We start from the raw sequence: 23926 nt of genomic DNA on the forward strand, positions 1-23926 counted from the left end.
TTTAGGATTACTGCTGTGAAGATGAGTCTGGAACTAAAACCTGAATCCTATAACCTTCTTGAGATTTTCTGCTTCCCTTTACTTTCCCTGATTTATTTATTAAATTTCCTTTCTTGTAAGGTTTAAAATCCGTATTACTACCTGAAATTCTGAAGTTCCAGTAACGAGCACCAAATCATTTATTATGAGTTTTAAAAATCGCTTTTTTTGGATTGCTGCCTTATTTATGCTTGTTTTGGATCAATTAAGCAAATTTTGGGTTCAACAAAACTTTACTTTGAAACAGACACAAGCGCTGATAACAGGTGTATTTCATTTTACCTATGTACATAATTATGGTGCAGCGTGGAGCTTATTTAGCGGACATGTGTCTTGGTTGCGCTGGCTTTCCTTAATTGTTAGCTTAGGATTAATTGCTTTTGCAATATTTGGTCCAACTTTAAATCGTTGGGAGCAATTGGGTTATGGCTTTATATTGGGAGGTGCTGTAGGTAATGGTATTGATAGGTTTATGTTGGGCTATGTAATCGATTTCTTACACTTTAAGTTGATCGATTTTCCTGTTTTTAATATCGCTGATGTATCTATTAATATTGGTCTTGCTTGCTTGTTGATTAGTTATTTTCAACAAAAACCCAACAGTAGTCAGCACAAACTTAGGTAATGAGCTTGATTTTATATTTTTCTTCTAGTTTTAGTTTTACTGTTTTAGCTTTTGAAAGATTGCTTTAATAATTTACAATTAGCCAAATAAATAAATAAATAAATTATATTTAACTAATGAACTAATTAATTAATTAATTAATTAAACACCAAAATATAAGAGAAAAGAATATCAGATATCGAAAGCCAGGAATATGGCTAGAAAAGCCAAAACCCTACAGACAAAAAGTATTATAGCGCCTAACGTATTCCAAGACTTTATTTTATTGCATATAAAGGGCGAGCTATTTAGCTCGCCCTAAAATATCTCAAATATTTTTGTTATCCAAATTAAAGTTAATTATTTGGGAAAAACCGTAATTTGGTATCAGAACACCTTATGGGAAAGAACTTAAGAGTGTTAATCTTTGGAAATTGGAATTTATCTCAATCTTCAACGGAACTCATGTGCTCTATAAGATTAATCTTAAGACACAGACTAAAATCCGCTTTGACCATCTGAATTTTGATCTGGGGTCGCAGGACTATCTGAATTTTGATCTGGGGTCGCAGGAGTATTTAAATTTGATGGGTCATCATTTGAACCGCTTCCTGGTGTTTGCATGTTATCTGGAGCAGAACTATCAGGAACTTTAATTTCCTGCTGCTGATTCATGTTTTGATTTTGGATTCTTTCCTGCTGATTTGTATCTTGCTGAATTATATCGCCAGATTGGTCGGAATCTGGTGTAGCTGCATCTGGTGTGCTGTCAGGTGTGGGATTAATATTTGTTGGATCCGGAGTTGTTGCATCTGGAGCTGTAGTACCAGGTACGGGAGTAACAGGATTAATGTTTGTTGGATCCGGAGTTGTTGCATCCGGAACTGTTACGTCCGGAGTTGTTGGATCCGGAGTTGTTACATCCGGAGTGGTTGGATCCGGAGTTGTAGTATCTGTTGTGTCTGTAGTGTCTGCCGGTACAGTGATTTTTTCGGTGTCAGTATCGCTTGTGGTTGCTTGAGTTCCTTCACAACGGCTATTCCATGGAGTTTTCTCACATAAAATCTCCATACCTTCTGGACTGATGTTGATATCTTCTGCGCTGGGAGCCTTGGATTCTCCCTCTGCTCGTACTACTGCTACATTACCTACTAATGCTAGGGTCAAAACAGTCCCGAAAAGGGTAAATAATTTTCCCTTCATAGTAAAATTAGCCTCCTCAACATAATACTCCGCTCATTAAATCAGACTATAACATTTAGAAAATCTTCCCATATGGGGATGTATATTTCTACAAGATAGTGTTCCTCTATGTAAATTGAGTCACAATTTTATCATGACTTCAGCGATCGCGACCTTGCAAAAATATCGAACTTCGAGTTAAATCTTCCTGAATGAGGGTATACAAACTATAATTATCTGACAATCTGAACCCAATGACAGCATTATTCATGACAACACAATGTAGTAAAAAACACAACTAAAAAAATTGGTAGAGATTGTATTGTTATGTTTATCGTAATTGGAAACTATTCCGTAGAGCCGATGTCTCCGACGGCTGATTAGTAGAATGGTGGAATAACCAGCATCGTAAATTGCAGTTCGCCCGATTCTTCAGTAATAACCCTGGTGTGAATAGTCGATGAGTTCCTCCCAACCCCCACAAAAACCAAAAACCTTCCTTGGTCAAATGACTCAAGCAGTACAGACATTTCAAGCGAGGGTTGATTTTTCTAAACTGGCACTCAAGCCAAATGCTAGAGTGCCGGAATTATTAGTGCAAGATACCGGGACGGATAAGGCAGAGGTATACCCGCTACTGGGCGATCGGTATGTACTAGGTCGCAGTTCTAAGTCCTGCGATATCATTGTACGCAATCCAGTTGTCAGCCAAATTCATCTGTCCCTGTCGCGGGATTCAACACAACGCAAGCCCGCGTTCATTATCAAGGATGAAGGCTCAACTAATGGAATTTATCGTGGCAAGCGCCGTGTTAATTCCTTAGAACTGCGACATGGAGATGTCCTTACCCTGGGACCACCAGAATTAGCAGCTTCTGTGCGACTCCAGTATATCGATCCACCACCTTTACTGTTTAAGGCTGTAACTTTTGCCGGTTATGGGGTTGTTGGTGTCACAACTTTAGTTGCATTGGTAATTGGTATTGAGTGGTTAAAATTTCCTGTGCGACCTTTACCGGGAGCCACAAGGGCACCTGTAATTATCTATGCTGGTGATGGGGAAACTCCTTTACGTAGACCCAACAGTATTAAACATGTAGATAAAAAGAAAATCTCTGATTTTGGGCCATATTTAGCTAATGCAGTAATAGCCTCAGAAGATAGCCGTTATTATTGGCATTTTGGAGTAGATCCTTTAGGAGTAACCAGAGCGGTACTAATTAACACCCGCAGTGGCGATGTCCAACAGGGAGCGAGTACAGTTACCCAGCAAGTAGCACGCAGTTTGTTCCGCGATTATGTTGGAAGGCAAGATTCTCTAGGAAGAAAATTACGAGAAGCGATCGTTTCCTTAAAATTAGAAACTTTTTATAGCAAAGATAAAATTTTACTAACTTATTTAAACAGAGTTTATCTGGGTGTTGATACTTACGGTTTTGAGGATGCTTCTAATTATTATTTTGGAAAATCGGCTAAAGAACTAACTCTTGCAGAAGCTGCGACTTTAGTTGCAATTTTACCAGCACCTAACGGGTTTAACTTTTGCGGTAGCGCTAGGAGTAAACAATCAATTATTGGCTATCGTAACCGTGTAATTAAACGGATGCTAAGCCAGGGTAAAATTAGAGAACAAGAAGCAAATCGCGCGCGCCGTTCGGCAATTGAAATCGATCCTAAAGTTTGTGAGAGACAAGCAGGAACGATCGCGCCTTATTTCTACACCTATGTCTTTCAAGAATTAGAATCTATTTTGGGACGAGAACTCGCCACAGAAGGAAATTTAATTATCGAAACCCAATTAGATCCAAAAATCCAAAAACAAGCAGAAACTGAATTAAAAAATCATGTGAGTAATGCTGGCTCAAGATTTCGCTTTTCCCAAGGAGCAATAGTAACTCTTGATTCAAGTACTGGTGGAATTTTGGCAATGGTGGGGGGTACCGATTTCAAAACCAGTCAGTTTAATCGTGCTTTTCAAGCAAAACGACAGCCCGGTTCAACCTTTAAAGTTTTTGCTTATACTGCTGCACTGGAACAAGGTATTTCTTTAGGAAGAAATTATTCTTGTACCTCTTTAGTGTGGCGGGGTTTTAGGTATAAACCCTGTCGAACGAGTAGCACTGGTAGTTTAGATGTTGCAACTGGTCTTGCTCTTTCAGAAAACCCAATAGCCTTACGTTTAGCACAGGACGTAGGACTTGATAATGTAGTAGAAAATGCTCAGCGTTTGGGGGTAAAATCCAAGCTCGATCCAGTTCCTGGATTAGTTTTGGGTCAAAGTGTTGTTAATGTCTTGGAAATGACCGGGTCTTTTGCGGCTATTGGCAATCAAGGCTTGTGGAATCGCCCCCATGCCATTAGTAGAATATTAGACAGCAGCGATTGTCCGGATAACAACCCAAAAAATTGTCGGGTTATTTACTCCTTCGATCAGGATCGGGAAGCAAACAGAAGAGTTCTTAAAACTAGTATTGCTAATAGAATGACCGGGTTGCTACAGCAGGTGGTTACCAGAGGTACCGGTCGTGGAGCACAGATTGGATTAAGAGCCGCAGGTAAAACTGGAACCACTGATAGAAATGTTGACTTGTGGTTTATCGGCTTTGTCCCCAGTCGAAGGATTGCAACTGGTATTTGGTTGGGAAATGACAATAATTCTCCCACACGAGGTAGTAGTGCCCAAGCTGCGCAACTTTGGGGAAGTTATATGGGCAAAATTTTACGCTGAAAATCAATTTTATTAATCAGAAATACCAGTAATTCCAAAAAATTTTTTACAGCCAAAATCACGCAATTTTAGTATTTTTTTGTAAATTAGCATAATCCCGTTTTACCCATCCCTATAGAATTTTAGTGTTAAATAAATAACTAAGAAATCCTAGGGTTAAACAACGGAATACGATGAATAGACGTGATTTTATTTCTTGGGTTGGCGTAGGTGCGTTAGCAAGTTTTTTACCGGTGACGATTGCTGCTTGTTCCTCTCGCCGTGTGATCAAAGATTGGCAAAAAGTAGGTAGTAAAGCCAATTTAGATGCTAACAAACAATTACTTCAGGAAGGGGCTGCTTTTGGTAAAGTTTTGTTAGTACAAATATCCAATACAGATAATCCCGTAGCTGTCGATCCTACTTGTCCCCATGCTGGTTGTGCGGTGGATTGGAACAGCGATCGTCAGAAATTTGTTTGTCCTTGTCATCAATCAGAATTTACTGCTGACGGTCAAGTAACAAGAGCACCAGCAAGAGTACCTCTGACAATTTATGCGACCAAAATCGAAGGTGACGACATCTTTGTTAAATCAGTTTAGGTTCAAATCAATTTGGGTGCTTTTATATCTTCCACGTTTAGTAGTTGTTCTGTGTTTGTTTCTAACTTTTTTAGGAATGAGTGTGGAAAATTTCAGAATTAGAGAGGTGTCCAAAATATTTTCTAAAATTATTCTTTAAAATTAACAACGTATTTTTTACTAAGATTTATTAAGTAAATATTATTTAATTATTTAATTACAAAAATATCAAATTGAGAGTAGTAAAATACCTTGATAATTTTATTGACGCTAATTATTTTGTTTGCTAAAGCTTAATTAAATTATTAATTTTTATCACAAATTTCCATGAATCCGATTTTAGAACTGTCAATAATTGCCTTGAATTAAGAGCTTGGCTAAGAGTTTATTAAGTGATATTACAATTGATGCAAAAATATTGAGAAATTGTCTGAAATAAAAACCAGGCTCTAAGGTAGAACTTAAGGAAAGCGACGAGACAAATCCCATGAATAATATTCAAAAATATCGTTTTGTCTGTACCCTAACTTTTGGCGATATTTATGGTCAGATAGTTGTTTGGTTAATTACGGTTACTTTGAGTTTGGCATCAGCCCTAGCTTTAATGGGTGCTAGACGTCCTGTATATGCTCTAGCCACAGTAGGTTTAGTTGTCTTGCTATCATTACCATTTTTGCTATTTGCCTTCGTAACCACCTTATTAAATCACGTAGAATTATCTGCTATAGATACTGAAAGTAGTATGGACAAAATACCCAGTGGTATTTCAGGACAAAGACCCGTACAAGCGAATAGTTAAATCAATAATTTGTTGGAAATAAAAATAACGAATTTACATACTTAAGTTATTCGCGGGTAGACTATAAACCAATACCTAATGTAACTATATTTCCCTGTGTGAAGCAGGGAATTTTTGTGTGTTTGAGTTGAGAATTTGATAATTTTTATTGATTAGTAAGTACATAAAAATAAAAATTGCAATCTAGGATATCAGGGACTAATTATGCTTGAATTTGATGTAATTATTGTTGGGGGTGGATTGGCTGGGTCTCGTGCTGCGGTTGAAATTGCCAAGACCGATCCTAGTTTGAAAATTGCAGTTGTAGCTAAAACTCACCCGATTCGTTCCCATTCTGTTGCAGCACAGGGGGGTATTGCTGCTTCGTTAAAAAATGTTGATGAGCAAGATAGCTGGAAAGCTCATGCTTTTGATACAGTTAAGGGTTCTGACTATTTAGCAGATCAAGATGCAGTAGAAATTCTCACTCAGGAAGCACCTGATGTTGTGATCGATTTGGAGCACATGGGAGTTTTATTTTCCCGTCTACCGGACGGACGTATAGCCCAACGTGCTTTTGGTGGACATTCCCACAATCGAACCTGTTACGCAGCAGATAAAACAGGTCATGCGATTCTTCATGAGTTAGTAAATAACCTACGGCGCTTCGGGGTAACAATTTTAGATGAATGGTATGTAATGCGCTTAATTTTGACTGAAGGTCAAGCAAAAGGCGTGGTAGCGTACCGAATTCTCGATGGACATTTAGAGGTAATTCGGGCTAAAGCTGTAATGTTTGCCACTGGGGGTTATGGTCGAGTTTTTAATACTACTTCCAATGATTATGCTTCCACTGGTGATGGCTTGGCAATGACGGCTTTGGCGGGATTACCTCTAGAAGATATGGAGTTCGTCCAATTTCATCCCACTGGTTTATATCCTGTAGGTGTACTCATTTCCGAAGCCGTAAGGGGGGAAGGGGCTTATTTGATTAATTCGGAAGGAGAAAGATTTATGACAAATTATGCTCCTTCTCGCATGGAACTAGCGCCGCGAGATATCACCTCTCGAGCAATCACCTGTGAAATTAATGCAGGACGGGGAATTAATTCTGATGGTAGTGCTGGTGGTTCCTTTGTGCACCTGGACTTACGACATATGGGTAAAGAGAAAATCATGAGTCGCGTTCCCTTTTGCTGGGAAGAAGCACACCGTCTGGTGGGAGTTGATGCGGTAATAGAGCCAATTCCGGTACGTCCAACCATTCATTATTGTATGGGTGGAATTCCTGTTAATACTGATGGGAAAGTCCGTGGTAGTGCTGATACCTTAGTAGAAGGATTTTTTGCTGCGGGGGAAAGTGCTTGCGTTTCAGTTCATGGAGCTAATCGCCTGGGTAGCAACTCTTTGTTAGAGTGTGTAGTCTATGGACGTAGAACCGGCGCTGCGATCGCTCAGTATGTCCAAAATCGTAAATTACCTACCATAGACGAGCAAGAATACCTCGAACAAGCAAAAGAGGAAATTCAAAGCTTGTTAAATCAGTCTGGAAAATATCGCATTGGAGAAATTCGTCAAGCTTTCCAAGATTGCATGACCCAATATTGTGGTGTTTTCCGTACAGAAGCATTAATGAGTAAGGGATTAGAAAAAATCCAAGAGCTACAGCAGCAGTGTGCAGAAATATACTTAGATGACAAAGGTAGTGGTTGGAATACAGAAATTATCGAAGCTCTGGAATTAAGAAGCTTGATGGTGGTAGGTAAAATGATAATGACATCAGCCTTGAATCGCCAGGAAAGCCGCGGGGCTCATTGTCGAGATGATTATCCTCAAAGAGATGATACTAAGTTTCTCCGCCATACGATGGCTTATTATTCAAGTGCTGATATTGATGTTCGGTATGCTCCTGTAAATATAAGTATGTTTCAACCCAAGGAACGAAAGTATTGATTGGAGATTGAGGATTGGAGATTGGAGATTGGAGATTAGGTAATTTGTTACCAAGAAAGGCAGAAGTACGACGGCAGAAGGCAGAAGGCCTGTGCCGTAAGGCTTCTGGTGACCGGAGGGAGCAAGGGTTTAAGGCCCCCACCAAAATGAAATTTGGTGGCCTGCAATTGGTAGTGGGTCGGTTAGCGCAGCGTGACCGCAGGTCTAGCCCCTACCAATTGCTCCATAAAAGCCCTCTGCCTCCTGCCTTCTGCCTTCTTCACTTGTTACTTGTTACTTTTGAGTTTTTACTAAAGATTAAGCAATTTGCAGTATAATTACTTATTAATGAAGGGGAGTAGCTGTTGGTAAAGCATTAAATGCTGCCAATGTACCTGAATCAACATACTGGTGATGAGCCTGGTTCGGTAACATAAGGCTTTTTAGAAGAATACTTCATAAGCTATAAGTAAGCGAGACCTTCACTAAGTTCGTAGAGATGCGAGCTTGGTGAAGTCTTGCAACTCTCATCAAGCTCGCAGGATTTGTAAATATCAGGGAGCTTGAGAAAGTGCTAGAGGCTTTTACTAAAGGTTTACTATTAATTGGAATTTCAGAACTTGGTGATAAAACTTTTTTTATCGCCATGATTTTGTCTATAAAGCACTCGCGAAAATTGGTATTGTTAGCTGCGATTGCTGCTTTAGGATTAATGACTGTACTTTCTGCACTCCTAGGACAAGTTGCTTCACTGTTACCGAAAATTTACATTGAGGTCGCAGAATTTATTTTATTTTTTGTTTTTGGGATAAAACTACTTTATGACGCCATTAGGATGGATAAAATCATTGGCGAGTCAGAAATAATAAAAGAGGCAAATGCTGAGGTAAATGCAGCAGAAAAAAAAATACCGAAGTATAAAAATGTTAGCTACAAAAATATTTTTCTGATTTTCCTCGAAGCGTTTTTATTAATATTTACTGCTGAGTGGGGAGATAGAACCCAAATTGCCACTATTGCTTTAGCGGCAGGAAATAATCCTGTAGCAGTGAGTTCAGGTGCTATTTTGGGACATACAATTTGTGCTGCGATCGCAGTTACTTCTGGGCGATTCTTGAATAGACGAATATCCGAACGTCAACTCACTTTTGCTGGTGGATTTCTATTTCTGATCTTTGCCACTTTAGCAGTCATAAAAATCATAACTACGTAATTAGTTTGGGCAATTCGTTATGAATTCAATTCTAAAAGCTGTGAACTGCAAGCTTTTAGTCACCCTACGGGCGCGGTCCTTTTTGCTGTGCTAACTACGGATTCGCTAATGATTTGTACATAGCGCTATAGCTTTCGAATTTTGTTAGCACAGGGCAATAAGACCATCTTGCACTGCCCATAGCATCGCAGAATACTATACTTTGTACTCACTCTTTAGGAGTATTTTTGGACGAAGGTGTTTCAGTTGTGGAAGCTGTAGGATTTGGGCTCGGAGTGCTATTTGCCTGACGATTAATTTCATCCTTGTACTTAGCAGGGGCTAGTTCTGCAGCTTTAGTAAACAATGGTTTTGCTTGATCTACTTTCCCTTGTTGCTTAAGTAATAATGCTTTTGCCATCACCGGACGAAAATCTTGTTTATCATTTTTAATGGCGATATCAAAAGCAGCGATCGCCTCCCCATAGCGATTTTCCTTAGCATAAACACTACCAAGTAAAGTCTGAACTGCTGTAACATCAATACTGCCTGGCTCAACTTTATTTGCTTTTGCTGCAGTAGAGAGGTTATCTTTCAACAAGCTAATAGCTTGCTGAGGTCGTTTTTGTTGGAGCAAAAGACTAACATATGCTTCTAGCACCTTAGAGTCGCCGGGTTTAGTTTTCAAAGCGGAACGAAAAGCTTTGGCAGCACCTTCTTTATCGCCTACTTGCTGCTTAGCTTGACCGAGCAATACAGCATATTCTGCTCGTTCGGGAGCTTTTTTTACTAACTTTTCTAAATCTTCAATTACCGCTTTTATGTCACCTTGTTTTAGACTTAATAGCTGTAGCCTTGCTTCGATGAGGCGCTTGAGAGCAGCTGTATTTTCTGGCTCCTCCTGAGACAAACGTTGATAAAACTGTACGTCTTTCGTGAGTTTGGAGATTTGTGCTGCTGCAGGCGAACTTGTTTTAAGTGTGTTTCTTACAGTAGCAGTTTCTTCGTTTGAGGATTGCTCGTTGTTAAAAGCAGCGATAAGGGGAGCAACTGAAGCTCCAAGCAAACCCACACCAGCCAAACCTAAAACCAAAAACACCATCCAGCGATTGCGTGCTTGAGACACAAAACTTTCCTTTACTCTAATTTACAAATTATGGACTGTAAAAATTGAAAAAACCAAAAAATTTACAAACTTTGCGGAATACCATGAATTGCTTGTGAACTTTATAACAAACAGGCATTTGAACAGCCAAGTCTAGCAATGATTTTAGGATAAATTGTTGGATTTGTAGCTATGGTATGCTTCCGAAACTAGTATAAAGGCGCTAAATTACACATTTAGTGTGTGTATGCATTCCAAATGCGTTTTTAGTATCACACACTGTGCGATTGGGTGGCAAATTGAATTTATCTACTTCGATCTGCCGCACAAAAGCTTTTGAGAACCGCAATATTATTAAGTCCCATTACGGGATGTGTCTCCGCCGCAAGGAGTTTTTATGAATTCCGACCTGATGCCGTCACCTGAATCTTCCAATTCCACTGCCCCCGATCAGGCAGAAAATAATATTGTTAAACCGGCGCTTGAGCATACGGATGCTCCCGCAGCTGAAGTTGACAATTCACAGGCTAGCCATACCGATGCTGACGAAAATAAAAGTAATGATAGTCGTCAGCAACCAATTCCACCCCCTAGCGAACCGATGCAATACCGAGCCATTGGATTAGTTAGAGGGCGTTATCAAGCTAGCAGCGAACAATTTACCCAAGGCTTACTGCTGACCGCAGATGGTACAGAATTAAACGCTGTCCTTCTCGGTCGAATTATGAGTTTGGTAAAAAACCACCTTTCTCTAGAGCAAGAGCACTTATGGGTAGTTTATCCCCGAACCAGACAAGAAAATGACCAGTTACACGTCCAAATAGTTGGTGTTTGGGAGCCAGAAAATCTGGCGAAAAAATCCCCAGATGCGCTTGAAGAATCTGAAGCTTCACCACAAGAAGAAATGGAAGAAGATCCATCTTCTTCAGAAACTGATAAAAAAGCAACAGATAACTTTATTCCTTCATCAGAAGTTGCCGATGGTGGTTTCTCCATTCGAGGTGAAGTTGTTTACCAATCCTATGGCGATGAAAGCCTGGTTGTAAAAATTAAACAAGCTCCTCGGAAAGCATCTGATAAACCCAAGTATTTCAAGGTTAAACTGAAGGGCAAACTGGATACCAAAGCAGTTGGTAAATTCTGGGATTTTGAAGTAGAGCGCCAAGCCGATAACTTAACAATCGGTAAAGCTGAACTAATTGCCGATTTACCGAAAAAACGCAATCCGTTCAACAATAAGTTTAAGAAAAAGCGCTTTGACCGAGGGAAAAAACCATTCCGCAGACAAGATGGGGAAAAAACTCGTCCTGTCAAGAGAAGTGATAGTCCAAGACCATCATCAAGACCTGCTGCACCTGCTGCAGAAAATAGACCTACTCCAAAGCCAGTAAAACGCCAAAAACCTCAACAGGAGTAGTTAAAACATGGCTAAAGCCAAACAGTACCTACGGTATACTTTGCTAAAGACTGAGGTGATCGCTAATTGGTCATAGCATAGCGTGCCCCTTGTGGTATATCGTAATAACCCGGTGCGATGAATCCAGGGGATTGTAATGATGATGCTGCGTATTTTTTTATTTCATCAATAAATAAATTATACGGCACGCCCACTCTCAGGGCGTTCCGTCGCAGCCACACCGTAGGTGCTTAAAACTACTAAAAGTGGAGAATTTGCTTCTAAATTAATTACCAATCTAAATTAATTACTGAATTGCTTTATTAATTCCAAATTACCTTTTTTCTGGGGGCAGACTGTACCAAAATAGTGCTATACGCCCACGATAGCTAACAAGTTATTGGTTCTAATTCAAAATTCTGTCCAACGATTTTGGGGCAAAAAAGTTCGCTCTGTAGGAATTTGACAAACCGGTTCTGTAAGATTGAAGTTACCAGCCTCGATCCATTGTTTTAACTCTTGGGCAACTTGAATTGATAGATATAAGCTTACTAAAGGAGCTACGCGCACCGTTCTACCTTCAATAACGATCCGTCCTGATTTAAGTTGAGCGTAACTTACCAAGCCAAAGGTGGGACGTACCCTGCGAGGGATGGAAAAATCAACAATTGGTGCGACTAAGTCTTTGTCTTCGACAGCACATCTAACAACCACTTCTTCGTTTAGTATTGGTAGGGGCACTCCCACACCCAACATCAAAGAAGGACCATAATTTTTGAAGTAACAGCCCCTAACCCAGCGCGAATCCATTTGTTTCGCATCACCGATTAAAGCTAAGGTCGCTGCTGGTCCTACAGGCGTTCGATTGGGTAAACGTTTTTGTAATGGAAAGTGTTGAGTACCTTCCCAGGTGACATAACCTACACCACCACCAAGAAAAATTCGTGTACCGATACCAACAAGCTGTAAATCTGGGTCATTGAGTAGAGGAGAGATGGCACCAGCATTAGAATAGACTGCATTACCCAAACGCGGATGTAAAGGCCCGAGGTAGGTATGCAGCATGCGTTCTCCACCATTGACTCCAACTATAAAATTTTGATAAATATTCCGGGGATTAAATAAATAAAACTGATTGATTGTTTCGCGGGTAATTGCAGCCTCAAAAGTTCCCCGTGGATAACAGTCTGTTACTTGTCCTTGAGCGCGTACTTGTACGAGCTTACCTGCGATCAAATCTTCTATAACATGACCGCCACCACGTTCTTTGAGTTCTTCCCCTTCTTTTTGTTCTACGGGACAACTAGCACCCAAATATAAATCTACTGCCCCAAAGCCAGAATATGCTGGTACTCCATCTAACCAGCAGCGACGAATTTTAATTGGTGGATCGGTATGACCCAAATTAATCACAGCTCCACTAGATTCCATTGGTTCAAAAGTTCCAGTGGTTACTACATCGACTTCTTTGGCTACAGATGTAACACCTTCTTCTGCAACTTTTGCTTTTAATTCTTGTGCGGTGAGGACTACCGCTTTTTTGCGGTTGATTTTGTCATTTATTTCCGCAATTGTTCGCATATTAAATTATTTAAATAGAGCAGGGATAAGAAAGGGGGAAAGGGAAAGTGAATTATTTTCTCTTGTTTGCTAAATAACATCAATTGTAGTGGTATGCGTTAAGTCGTTCTGGTAAGTTCTGCATAGTACTGGGAAAAAGTTCTGAACGCACTGAGCAAAATCAGCGTATCACACCCATACTCTCAGGTGTATCTCTATCAGGTGTATCTCTATGGGAAGAAGTGTTAATATTTTTGGATAAAATGCTCAGACAGCAAGATTTTTGAGTTTAATTGGACACAAATCATTTTTACCTCATAAAAAATATAAAGACAAAACAATTTAACCAACAATAATTGGTAACTGATAACTGGTCACTGTAGCCCGTAAGGGCGTGGCGTTAGCCATAAACTGTTAGCGGATCCGTAGGTAGCGGATCCGCAGGTAGCGCAGCTATAGCTATAGCGTGCGCGACAGCGCATTAACTGGTCACTGGCAACTGATAACTGGTAGCTGATAACATGTATCCTCATCTCGAACAAGCACTAAAACATCACTTTGGTTACGATAGTTTTCGTCTCGGACAGCGTGACATTATTACTCAGGCGCTACAAAACCGAGATCTACTAATTGTGATGCCTACAGGTGGGGGTAAGTCTTTGTGCTTTCAGTTACCAGCACTACTCAAAAAAGGTTTAACGGTGGTGGTATCACCTTTAATAGCTTTAATGCAAGATCAGGTGGAAACACTACGGAAAAATGGAATTTCGGCAACATTTCTCAACAGTAGTCTTAATTCCTATAAAGTGCGATCGCGGGAACAATATATCCTCGGTGGCAAAGTAAAATTACTTTATGTCTCTCCAGAAAGATTGCTCAGCGAAAGATTTCTTCCTTTTCTGGATTTAGTAAATCATCAAATAGGAATTTCCACATTTGCCATTGATGAAGCCCATTGCGTTTCTGAGTGGGGACACGACTTTCGTCCTGAATATCGCCAGTTAAGTACCTTAAGACAACGTTATCCCGGAGTTCCCACATTAGCACTTACTGCCACAGCTACTGATCGCGTCCGAAGCGATATTATTACTCAGCTCCAACTCAAACAACCAAACGTTCATATAGCCAGTTTTAACCGCCAAAATATTTACTACGAAATTCGCCCCAAAAAGAAATATGTTTACACTGAGCTATTAGAAATTATTCGAAAAACTGAAGGTTCGGGAATAGTTTATTGTTTAACCCGCAAAAAGGTAGAAGAACTGGCATTTAAACTACAGCATGACAAAATTTCTGCCCTTCCCTACCACGCTGGTTTAAGTGATACAGAACGTAGCGAAAACCAAACCAAATTTATTCGCGATGATGCTCGGGTAATGATCGCAACAATTGCTTTTGGCATGGGAATTAATAAGCCAGATGTGCGATTTGTAGTTCACTATGATATTTCCCGGAATATTGAAAGTTATTACCAAGAATCGGGAAGGGCTGGTAGAGATGGAGAGCCATGCCGCTGTACCGTTTTTTACGGCTACGGCGATCTGAAAACTATTGAATGGAGCATCAATCAAAAAACCGATCCCCAAGAACAATTAATTGCTAAACATCAACTGCGACAAATGATTGACTATGCCGAAGGTACTGACTGTCGCCGGACAATTTTACTCGGTTATTTCGGCGAACAGTTTGCCGGAAATTGTGGTAATTGTGACAATTGTCGCCATCCCAAACCAGTTGAAGATTGGACAATTGAAGCCATGAAGTTTTTATCCTGTGTGGCGCGCTGCAAAGAAAGATTTGGCATGGCTTACATCATTGATGTTTTGCGGGGGTCGAAGAACCAAAAAATTATCCAAAGAGGACATGAAAAGCTTTCTACTTATGGAATAGGTAAAGATAAAACTGTTGATGAGTGGCGCATGTTGGGGCGTTCTTTACTACATCAAGGTTTACTCACCCAAAGTGCGGACGGTTACGGCGTTTTAAAACTGAATGCCCATAGTTGGGAAGTTATGCGGCGACAGCGTCCAGTTTCCATCGCTGTAAGTCCACAGCAAATAGCAACTTGGAAAACAGAGAGTCCTAAAGCTATAGAAGCTGAGATGTTATGGCAAAGATTACGAGAATTGCGCAAACAACTAGCAGATGTAATTGGTGTCCCACCTTATGCCATTTTTGGCGACTCTACCTTGAGATTAATGGCGCAAGTTAAACCGAGAAATAAGCAAGAATTTAGCAAACTTTCTGGAGTTGGTACCCATAAATTAGCACAGTATGGCGATAAATTTCTGGCAGAAATTCGTGCTTATTGCCAAGAAAATAATTTACCGGAAAATGATTCTATTTCCTTGCAAGCCACAGCAACATACACTGAATTACAAACTTTAGAATTACATAAACAAGGATTAAGTATTAAAGAAATTGCTCAACAACGCAATCTAAAAGCAAGAACAGTTATCGGTCACCTTTCCGACTTAATAGAAAAACATCAACCAGTAGATATAAATTTATTAGTTCCAGTAGAAAAACAGGAAAAAATTCAACAGGTATTAGAAACTTTAGGAAATGTAGCCCTAACACCAGTTAAAGAATATTTGGGCGATGATTATAGCTTTGATGAAATTAATTTGGTGCGGGCGATGTGGCGTAAAAAAAAGAATAGTTAAGTACAAGAAGCAAACAGGAAATAGCAAATAGATTTTCTTGGCTGTTCCCTGTTCCCTATTCCCCGTTCCCTTCTAATTCAAATTCTCTAAACGAATGCGGGGATCGGCAAATTTCAGTAACAAATCCGCAACTAAATTACCAATAATCAGTAAAATCGCGCTCATCACCAAACTAGCCATTACAAGATATAAATCTTTAGCATTCACAGCTTGCAAAGTAAGTCTACCTAAACCCGGCCAGTTAAAGAAAAATTCCGTAATAAAAGCACCCGCCAATAAATTAGATAATTCAAAACCCAGCAAGGTGATTAGGGGGTTAATAGCATTACGTAAAGCATGGACATAAATCACTACATTTTCTGGTAACCCCTTAGCACGGGCAGTTCTAATATAATCTTGGCGCAAGACATCCAATAGCTGACCGCGAGCAATCCGCTGCAAACCGGCAAAACTAGTAATACTTAAAGCAACGGTTGGCAAAATCATATGCCAAGTAATATCTAGTGCTTTACCAAAAAATGAAAGTTCGTCGTGGTTAATACTCGTCATTCCACCCACTGGAAATACTGGGCTAGTTATTTGAGCAAATATGAGTAATAACAAAGCTGTGATAAAACTGGGAAAACCTTGTCCTATATAGCTAATAACTTGCAAAACCCTGTCAGCAAAACGATTTTGATTGACCGCAGCAATGATACCTAAAGGAATGGCGATCGCCCAAGTTGCAATCAAAGAAGAAATTGCTAAGAGCAAAGTTGCTGGTATTCTTTCCCAAATCAATGAAGCAACAGAGCGCTGATAAACAAAACTAGTACCGAAATCACCCCGCGTCACAATATTTCTCAGCCATAAGAGATATTGCTCTATATTTGATTTATCCAAACCAAATTGTCGTCTCAGTTCTTCAATTCTTTCTGGAGAAATTTTCGGATTTTGCCGTAGTGTATCGATGTAATCTCCCGGAGATAGTTTAATAATAAAAAATGACAATGCAGAAGCAAGTAAGACAGTTAGCAGTGCTTGCAAAATCCTTTTAAGGACAAAAAGGAAGTTATCACTTGTAACCAGTCTTTGTAACCAATCTAAACTTGTTTCCCAGTAACTTCTTGATGTTGTATTCATAACACGGATGCTAGTTATCAGTTGATGCGCCTTTTGAGCCAGAAGTCAGGAGTCAGGACTCAGGAGTCAGAAGTCAGGACAGACGACCGCACTCTGACAAGTGAATAGAAGCTAGGAGTAAAATTCAGGTAAGAATAAAAATTAAAATTTATCTGAACCTTTTCAGGATTTGTATTTAAAAAACTTTTTTAGGTATGTTCTAGTTAAAAATGTGAGTATAAAATCCTTTCTAATTATTTTGGATTCTGTCTTCTGGATTCTAACTCCTTATTTGCAGAATTTTGCCAATTTCCATACTGCGTCAAAAAAAGCAATGAGGTATCATTAGTTTCATGGTTTTAAGTATAAAACTGTCTCGTAATGCAAACTTATATAAATTCCATAAGACCTCCATTAAATAGGAGGTTTAAGGAAAGCAAAAAAATCAAAAATCGATAAATACTTACTTGATCGCTACTTAAACGAAAGTGTAAGTATTAACTTAACTTAATATAAATTGTCCCAGATTAATACTCAACAAGAGTAACAATTGGGACATCAGGTAATCTGTCCCGTCCCTGTAGCTCGCGCAGTTCGATAATAAAGCCAAATCCCAGTAACTCACAGCCAACTTTTTCAACTAACTTAGCAGTGGCACTTGCAGTCCCGCCTGTGGCAATCAGGTCGTCTACAATAGCAATCTTATTTCCTGGTTGTAAAGCATCCTGATGAACTTCTAAGCAGTCTGTACCATACTCTAGTTCGTATTCCACTGCATGAACAGAAGCCGGTAACTTACCTTTTTTTCGGACAGGAATAAAACCTGCACCGAGCTTGTAAGCTAGTGGTGTACCAAATAAGAAGCCTCTAGACTCCATGCCGATCACATAATCGGGTTGTAAATTGGCTTCTGTAAACTTTTGGGTTAATAAATCTATCGTATGGCGTAGTCCTTCTGGATCTCGCAATAGCGTGGTGATGTCTCGAAACAAAATTCCTGGCTTAGGAAAATCAGGAATATCACGAATTAGAGGCTTCAAGTCCATAAATCTTTGTCAACAAAAGTTGAATTTTTAATACTATTGTTGTTTGCGACCCTTCCCTACCTCGAGAAGCTTGCTCTTATCAAGTAAATGCTTGGAAAATCGTACACTATAATGTCATACCCTTGGAATCATACCCTTGAAATTAGATTTGATTTTGGTGGTTATTGACGATTGTTATAATCTACACCAAGGTAGGGATGTAGTTGTACTAGTTGATCTTGGTTGATGATAGTAAGAACAAAAATTAAATGTAAGTATACGGAAAACTTTAATTTGAAAAGGTAAGTAATGTATATATCATGCAGTCATAAAATCGCATTAAATTCAATTAACCTAGTTTAGCTACCTATTTTAATTAGTTGTCATTAAATTATTTTCACCCGTATAAGGTATTTAGAGGATGAGTGTTTCCGCGAGTTTAACGCCATTTGACAATTCAGCACCCGAATCAACGCCAATGATTTTGGAAAATCTGCCAGATCCTGTAATTGAAGGGCAGGTATGTCCCCGTAACACCAGAGTACAAATCGACTTAATTTTATTGGCAATCGAAGCTTTGGAGCTGGGAGGTTCCGAAGCTATTTTGGCATTCGCACAAGAGTTAGACTTAAAAATAATTATTAAAGATAGAGTAAACCTTTGGCGGTTGCGTAACACTAATCCGATGCGTAGAGCACACATTCGCCGTCCTCTAAGTACAACTGAAGCAAAAGCATTAGTTGTAATTGCTTGTTATTTAGCTCGAAGATTGACTGTTGTGATTCGTCAATTATTAATGATATATCAGCAATTGAGTGAAAAACAAATACCACTCGAGCAAAATTTGCGTCTTTCAAATTATTTGGAAAGATTCAGAGCACACTTTAAAAGTCGGATGAATCCCAGGCGTGCTGGTTTTCCATTATTAACTTCCGATGAAAAAGTAGATGAACTAGCGATGAATTTGTTAGGACAATTACTATTTTGTGCTGGTACATCAGGAATGCAAAGGTTCTGGATTAGTCTTTTTGACGGTGAAGTGTAATGAATATTCAACGTAAATACAGTTTGCCTAATTGCACCCTACTCCTAGAAGGTTTGAGTGATTCTTCAAAAGCTTCTCATGTCCAAGAATTGCGTCCCGTATTATCTATTTTGGTAAATGCGGAGTGTCAAATATCTGGACATCAACCACTTTTGGGAGGACGAGAATTTTTTGAAAGTTTGGCTAGGGTCGCCAGTTCCTATGCTCAGGAATGTTTAAGTAATGTACCAAATCCACAAGCTCACAATATCGAGGTGGAGTTAGTACAAATTGAAAAAATAGATACTAACAAGCATAAAATGGTTGTCAATTCGGAGTTGCCTCAACCAACTTTGGATTATGACAAAAGCAATATTAAACCACCGATTGAAGTTAACTTAAATACAGTACAGCTTTTTGACTTAGTGGAAGCAATCGACCAGTTTTTTGCTGACACCCAAACTTTACCAGAATTTACACTGCAACTTGAGCCCGTTGGTAAACGTTATAACAATTCGAAGAAAACTGTAGTACAGCAAGCTGTACCTGCAACTCTTGGAGTCTCTGGTTTAGTTGCTGCTGCTGCAATATTTGCTTTGATTCCTGCACCGAAAATACAAACACCAAAACCCGAAACGGAAAAAGAGGTTAGTTCTGCAGTTAAGTCTTCACAAACGGGTGAAGAAAAAAATCTTGATTCAAATGTATCGGAATCAAATAGTTCATCTACAAAATCGGCAAAAAATTTATCTTCCCAAGTACAAGATTTAGAAGCTCTTTTGAGTCAAGTACCTGAAATTACTGATAGCTCGGTGTTAAAGATTTTAACTCGTAGAGTTCACAATCAACTCAACAATGCTTGGAATAATCGTTCTCAGATTACAGAGAATTTAATTTACCGAGTAGGTGTAGGTACTGATGCGGCTATTTTGGGTTACAAGTCCATAAATCAGGGAGCTAATACTCATCTAGAGCGTACCCCACTTCCCGAATTACTTTACAATCCAAATAAGCGTAATCCAGCAGGCAGCGAACCAATTGCTCAATTTAGGATAGTTTTTACTCCGGAAGGGATTTTGCAAGTTTCTCCTTGGCATGGTTACGGAAGAGAAATTATTGGGACTCAGATTAAAGATCCAGTTAAGGTTGATAGTTTAAAAAAAAATCTGGAGACAAATATTCGTGAGAAGTTGAGCGAAAAGCAGAAATTCGAAGAAGTTTTGAAATATCGCGTCGCAGTGAATGGAGAAGGATCTATTACTGATTATGAACCTTTAAATGAGGCAGCATTAGAAAACTTTCGAGATACTCCCCTACCGCATTTGTACAAATCTACTAAAATTGCCCAAACATCCAACTTGGACCCAGCAGCTGTTGCTCAATTCCAAGTAGAATTTCAGCCTGATACCGATCTATCAGTAAGTCATTGGCAAGTATCTCGGTAATGAGTGATAAGTAATAAGTAATAAGTAATGAGTAATGTTAGCGCACAGCAATAAGTAATGAGGCTTAGTAAAAGCGCTTAGATCGCGGAGAATGACGCAAGAAACTATACAAAAATACTGGATGAAGTAAGGTAGACTGTGATGGTGTCGGCCTTAAACTTCACGGTATTATTAATCTTACGATTTTGCTATGGTCTAAGCCTCCAGCATACTGTAGTTATTTGATTGCGTAAGTAATTAGGTAATGAACCAGTAATTTAATAAGCAATAATACTAAAAGCAGGATTTATTCTGATAAACTTTTGCTTATTACTTATTACTTATTACTGTGTGCAATACCTACGGTACGCTTACGCGCTTCTACGCGCCCCGCTACGCTAACATTACTTGTTACTTACTAATCACGGATTAACTTCAGTAGTATTCCAAATTCCAGAATTATCAAGAATATATAAACAACGATTTTGGGGATCGCCCCGTAATTGCAAATGGTCTACCCTTACAGGATCTAGTAATAATAAACAAAAATTATCTGAAGGTTTATTTCTATCTATATCAGATATTGGAAAATATTTTGTATTCATGCTTTTTGGTTCTCCTGGATTTGCCCAAGTAAATTGCGATCTGGCGTTATCAGAAATTTGCTCCCAGGTAGAATATCGAGCGGCTTGTAATTGGGGATCGGGGTGGTTGTAATCGACTAGAGTTAATTCTCCAGCTAAACGAAACTGTTCCCTGGTCACCGTAAAGTACCAACAAATTTCCCCTCTGGCTTGATGGTGAATTTGGATAATTTTTTCACTACGCACATCAGTAATTATTTTCAATTGATTACCATCTTCAACAAAGCCACGAAACACAACGGTGCGATTAGCGGGATATCCATCACCTTGAACTGTTGCTAGTTGAAAATAGCGACTATGGGGTTGGGAACGATTTTTTTGCAGAGCGCGAGCAAGGTAAGAACGCCAAGGGGCAAGAGACATTTTTACTTGAACTAAAGGATGGGAAATAGATAATGGAGATGATGATAATAAAACTTTTTCATAATTTCCTCAATTCTTCATATTCCCATGTTTTATGAGTTTTAGGTTTATTTCTAGAGCTTTGTTATGGGTCTACCGCAGATCTGATTATTTTGCAATTCTTTCTTAGCTACCACCACTTAGCGTATAGTCTTAATCTGTCAGAGAACAACAAGGTTTCCCAAAATGGTTCGAGAGCTTGAAAGAAAATACCAGAGTGCAAAATTTCCGGAAACTGCCCCAGCTGCTAATCCTGTATTTTTTAGAACTTATAGTCGTCGCTTGACGGCAGGAGTGAGGGAAACATGGGATGATGTGTGTTCCCGTACCCTGAAGGGATTAGTCGATTTGGCTCAACTCAGTTCTGAAGAATCTGCAATCTTGGATAAAATGCAGCGTAACTTGAAAGCCTTACCCAGCGGACGTTGGTTGTGGGTTGGTGGTACTGATTGGTTAGCCAAATCCAAAAATTTTTCTGGGGCATATAATTGTACTTCCACTAACCTGACTGACTGGAGTGCTTTTGGGTTAATGATGGGCTTAGCCATGATGGGCTGCGGAACCGGAGCAGTTATAGAACCAAGGTATATCAGTCATTTACCTTCTATTCGCAATCGTATCAACCTTGCAGTGCAAGGAGAAATTGGTAAAACACCAGTTGAACAACGCCGGGAGTCCACAGAAGTTAAATTTGAGGAAAATCGCGTCATCATCCATGTGGGTGATAGCCGTGAAGGTTGGGTGGATTCCTATCAAAGTCTTTTAGAACTTTCCTCTGATGAAAGATTTGAGGGTGTTGTAGAAGTAATCGTTGATATTAGTGATGTCCGCAATGCTGGTGAACCCCTTCAAGGTTTTGGTGGTGTTGCAAATCCGGTGAAATTACCCGGTCTTTATCAGCGCTGTGCGTCAATTCTCAACAAAGCTGTAGGAAGACGATTAACTTCAGTTGAGTGTTGTTTGTTAATTGATGAAGCGGCTGTAACTATCGTCGCAGGAAACATTAGACGCTCAGCAGGTATCCGTCAAGGTGCTAGCTATGACAACTCTTTTGCAGATGCAAAAACTAACTTATGGCAGCAAGGTGAGGATGGTAATTGGCGGATCGATCCTGACAGAGATGCCCTCAGGATGGCAAATCATACCAGAGTATTTCATCAAAAACCTAGCTTAGAAGAATGTATAGCAGCAGTTCGCAAACAATATTACAGCGGAGAAGGTGCGATTCAATGGGCTGGTGAAGCTGTCGCAAGAGCTAACCGCGATTTACTAACTACACCAGAGCTAAAAAATAATTTCTTGGTTGCTTACCAGCAAGGAGAAGCAAAGCAGTGGCTAAAACAAAAATATCCAGATTTAGGTGCTCAAGAAATAGAACATAGAACAGCTCGTATGGGCTTAAATCCGTGTGGTAATCGATAATTTTGCCTCACGTAAAAAACCCCACAAAATCGGTGAAAGCTGAGATGCCAACACCGAGGTAATCAAAATAACTAAAAAGCTTTTGACACCGTACAGCGTAGAGAATGAAACTAGATTACAATGAAAATCGTATTCTAGAATATACTTCTCCAAGAGTGTGGGGGTATGTATGACAAGTACTTTCTATGGCTACTCTGGTTTTTATCGTGAGCATTGTTTAAGGTCTAGTCTCGAATATATTTACGCTAGATACTTGGATTACATGAACATTGACTGGACATACGAACATAAGACTTATGTACTCTCTAATGGAGTTCGGTACAAACCTGATTTCCTATTATTGGAAAATGAGGAATTTGTCGAAATAAAAGGTATTTTTAATTTTGAAAATGACCTGCCAAAAATTCAGCAGTTCGAGTCTGATTACAATGTCAAAGTTACAATCTTACAAGAGAAAGACCTAAGAAAGCTCATTAAACCAACTCCTTTTGTATTTGAACACCTAAAGCAGGAATGGAAATCTCGCACTAAAGTTAGAGGTATGGATAGCTTTGGAAAAAGAAACCCAATGTTTGGTGTGACTCAATCTGAAAGTACCAAGGCTAAAATTCGTGCCAAAGCAAAAGCCAGATTTGCCAATCCTGTATTTAAAGAAAAGTTTCTCAATAGTCCCAAGCGCAAAGCTTATCATCTCTCCCGTCAAGGTAGGAAGACAGGACCATTAGTTCCTAGAATCATTCTTAGTTGTGAGATGTGCCACAAAAACTTTGAAGTTCTACCACATAAAGTGTCTCAACGAAAATTTTGCTCAAAACATTGTTCTGTTGAAGCACAACATGGTAAAACTACACTGACAGATCCAGGTATTCAAGCTTTAGCTCACAGTTTCGCTTTAGAAAATTCTGAGAAAATTTTTTCAGTAAAGCTGAATAAATTAAAACAGTTGTTTCAGCCTTTATGGGATTCAATCGCAAAAGAATACAAAATTTTGGATATCAGAACTATTAGCAAAATTGTTGTTGGTAAACCTTGTAGCAGGAAAGATTTTCTTTACTATTTAAGGTCATATGTACAAAATGTACGCGGAACTACTGCAAATCAGGAAGCAGTAGAACTAGGGGATAAAAAGCCCCTAGGATAAC

General features: G+C 39.3%; 17 protein-coding genes and 1 pseudogene. 12 read left to right on the forward strand and 6 right to left on the reverse strand.

Annotated features, from left to right (window positions below; translation table 11 throughout):
• Nucleotides 1-184: 184 nt before the first annotated feature.
• A complete protein-coding gene (lspA, locus tag BC008_RS15265; RefSeq protein WP_027842557.1) occupies nt 185-664 on the forward strand; it encodes a signal peptidase II in 480 nt (159 codons plus the stop codon).
• Nucleotides 665-1141: 477 nt separating this feature from the next.
• Here the strand turns inward: lspA and BC008_RS50520 are convergent, their stop codons facing one another.
• Nucleotides 1142-1846 carry a hypothetical protein gene (locus BC008_RS50520; RefSeq protein ID WP_058183147.1) on the reverse strand — a complete coding sequence of 235 codons (705 nt, stop codon included), beginning with the start codon at nt 1844-1846 and terminating at the stop codon, nt 1142-1144.
• A gap of 439 nt (nt 1847-2285) precedes the next feature.
• On the opposite strand from BC008_RS50520, the gene BC008_RS15275 reads away from it, so the two are divergent.
• The 5 genes from BC008_RS15275 (at nt 2286) to BC008_RS15300 (ending at nt 9036) form a co-directional block, all read left to right on the forward strand.
• On the forward strand, nt 2286-4553 hold the full coding sequence (locus BC008_RS15275) for a transglycosylase domain-containing protein (RefSeq protein WP_027842556.1): 2268 nt from the start codon (nt 2286-2288) through the stop codon (nt 4551-4553).
• A 173-nt stretch (nt 4554-4726) separates the two neighbouring features.
• On the forward strand, nt 4727-5134 hold the full coding sequence (locus tag BC008_RS15280) for a QcrA and Rieske domain-containing protein (RefSeq protein WP_027842555.1): 408 nt from the start codon (nt 4727-4729) through the stop codon (nt 5132-5134).
• A 466-nt stretch (nt 5135-5600) separates the two neighbouring features.
• Complete coding sequence (locus BC008_RS15285; RefSeq protein ID WP_058183145.1) at nt 5601-5912, forward strand: hypothetical protein; 312 nt, start codon at nt 5601-5603, stop codon at nt 5910-5912.
• Nucleotides 5913-6116: 204 nt separating this feature from the next.
• Entirely contained in the window at nt 6117-7844 is a 1728-nt protein-coding gene (locus BC008_RS15290; RefSeq protein ID WP_027842554.1) for a succinate dehydrogenase/fumarate reductase flavoprotein subunit, read from the forward strand.
• Between the two features lie 550 nt (nt 7845-8394).
• Entirely contained in the window at nt 8395-9036 is a 642-nt protein-coding gene (locus BC008_RS15300) for a TMEM165/GDT1 family protein (protein WP_027846354.1), read from the forward strand.
• A gap of 208 nt (nt 9037-9244) precedes the next feature.
• Here BC008_RS15300 and BC008_RS15305 read toward each other — a convergent pair whose 3' ends face one another.
• A complete protein-coding gene (locus BC008_RS15305) occupies nt 9245-10141 on the reverse strand; it encodes a tetratricopeptide repeat protein (RefSeq protein ID WP_027846355.1) in 897 nt (298 codons plus the stop codon).
• A gap of 376 nt (nt 10142-10517) precedes the next feature.
• On the opposite strand from BC008_RS15305, the gene BC008_RS15310 reads away from it, so the two are divergent.
• Nucleotides 10518-11537: a hypothetical protein gene (locus tag BC008_RS15310; protein WP_027846356.1), complete on the forward strand. Its 1020-nt coding sequence runs from the start codon at nt 10518-10520 to the stop codon at nt 11535-11537.
• A 390-nt stretch (nt 11538-11927) separates the two neighbouring features.
• On the opposite strand, the gene BC008_RS15315 is transcribed toward BC008_RS15310, so the two are convergent.
• Nucleotides 11928-13097, reverse strand: coding sequence for a homocysteine biosynthesis protein (locus BC008_RS15315; protein ID WP_027846357.1), 1170 nt, complete (start codon nt 13095-13097; stop codon nt 11928-11930).
• A gap of 500 nt (nt 13098-13597) precedes the next feature.
• On the opposite strand from BC008_RS15315, the gene recQ reads away from it, so the two are divergent.
• Nucleotides 13598-15742, forward strand: coding sequence for a DNA helicase RecQ (gene recQ, locus BC008_RS15320; RefSeq protein ID WP_036265083.1), 2145 nt, complete (start codon nt 13598-13600; stop codon nt 15740-15742).
• Between the two features lie 72 nt (nt 15743-15814).
• On the opposite strand, the gene BC008_RS15325 is transcribed toward recQ, so the two are convergent.
• Nucleotides 15815-16864, reverse strand: coding sequence for an ABC transporter permease (locus BC008_RS15325; RefSeq protein WP_027842518.1), 1050 nt, complete (start codon nt 16862-16864; stop codon nt 15815-15817).
• 506 nt (nt 16865-17370) lie between these two features.
• A complete protein-coding gene (locus BC008_RS15330; RefSeq protein WP_027842517.1) occupies nt 17371-17889 on the reverse strand; it encodes an adenine phosphoribosyltransferase in 519 nt (172 codons plus the stop codon).
• A 400-nt stretch (nt 17890-18289) separates the two neighbouring features.
• Between BC008_RS15330 and BC008_RS15335 the strand changes: the two genes are divergently transcribed.
• The gene (locus BC008_RS15335) at nt 18290-18913 is read left to right on the forward strand and encodes a DUF3038 domain-containing protein (RefSeq protein WP_027842516.1); all 624 of its coding nucleotides are present in this window, start codon (nt 18290-18292) and stop codon (nt 18911-18913) included.
• Nucleotides 18913-20337: a DUF4335 domain-containing protein gene (locus BC008_RS15340; protein WP_027842515.1), complete on the forward strand. Its 1425-nt coding sequence runs from the start codon at nt 18913-18915 to the stop codon at nt 20335-20337. Before BC008_RS15335 ends, BC008_RS15340 begins: the two co-directional genes overlap by 1 nt.
• Before the next feature lie 401 nt (nt 20338-20738).
• Here the strand turns inward: BC008_RS15340 and BC008_RS15345 are convergent, their stop codons facing one another.
• Entirely contained in the window at nt 20739-21323 is a 585-nt protein-coding gene (locus BC008_RS15345) for an Npun_F5749 family FMN-dependent PPOX-type flavoprotein (protein ID WP_027842514.1), read from the reverse strand.
• 225 nt (nt 21324-21548) lie between these two features.
• Between BC008_RS15345 and nrdJ the strand changes: the two are divergent.
• Together nrdJ and BC008_RS15355 are read left to right on the forward strand one after the other, a co-directional pair.
• A pseudogene (nrdJ, locus tag BC008_RS15350) lies at nt 21549-22775 on the forward strand (ribonucleoside-triphosphate reductase, adenosylcobalamin-dependent); the annotation flags it as partial.
• A 178-nt stretch (nt 22776-22953) separates the two neighbouring features.
• A complete protein-coding gene (locus tag BC008_RS15355; protein WP_027842513.1) occupies nt 22954-23925 on the forward strand; it encodes an NUMOD3 domain-containing DNA-binding protein in 972 nt (323 codons plus the stop codon).
• Nucleotide 23926: the final 1 nt, after the last annotated feature.

The organism is Mastigocoleus testarum BC008 (assembly GCF_001456025.1).
GTDB lineage: Bacteria > Cyanobacteriota > Cyanobacteriia > Cyanobacteriales > Nostocaceae > Mastigocoleus > Mastigocoleus testarum.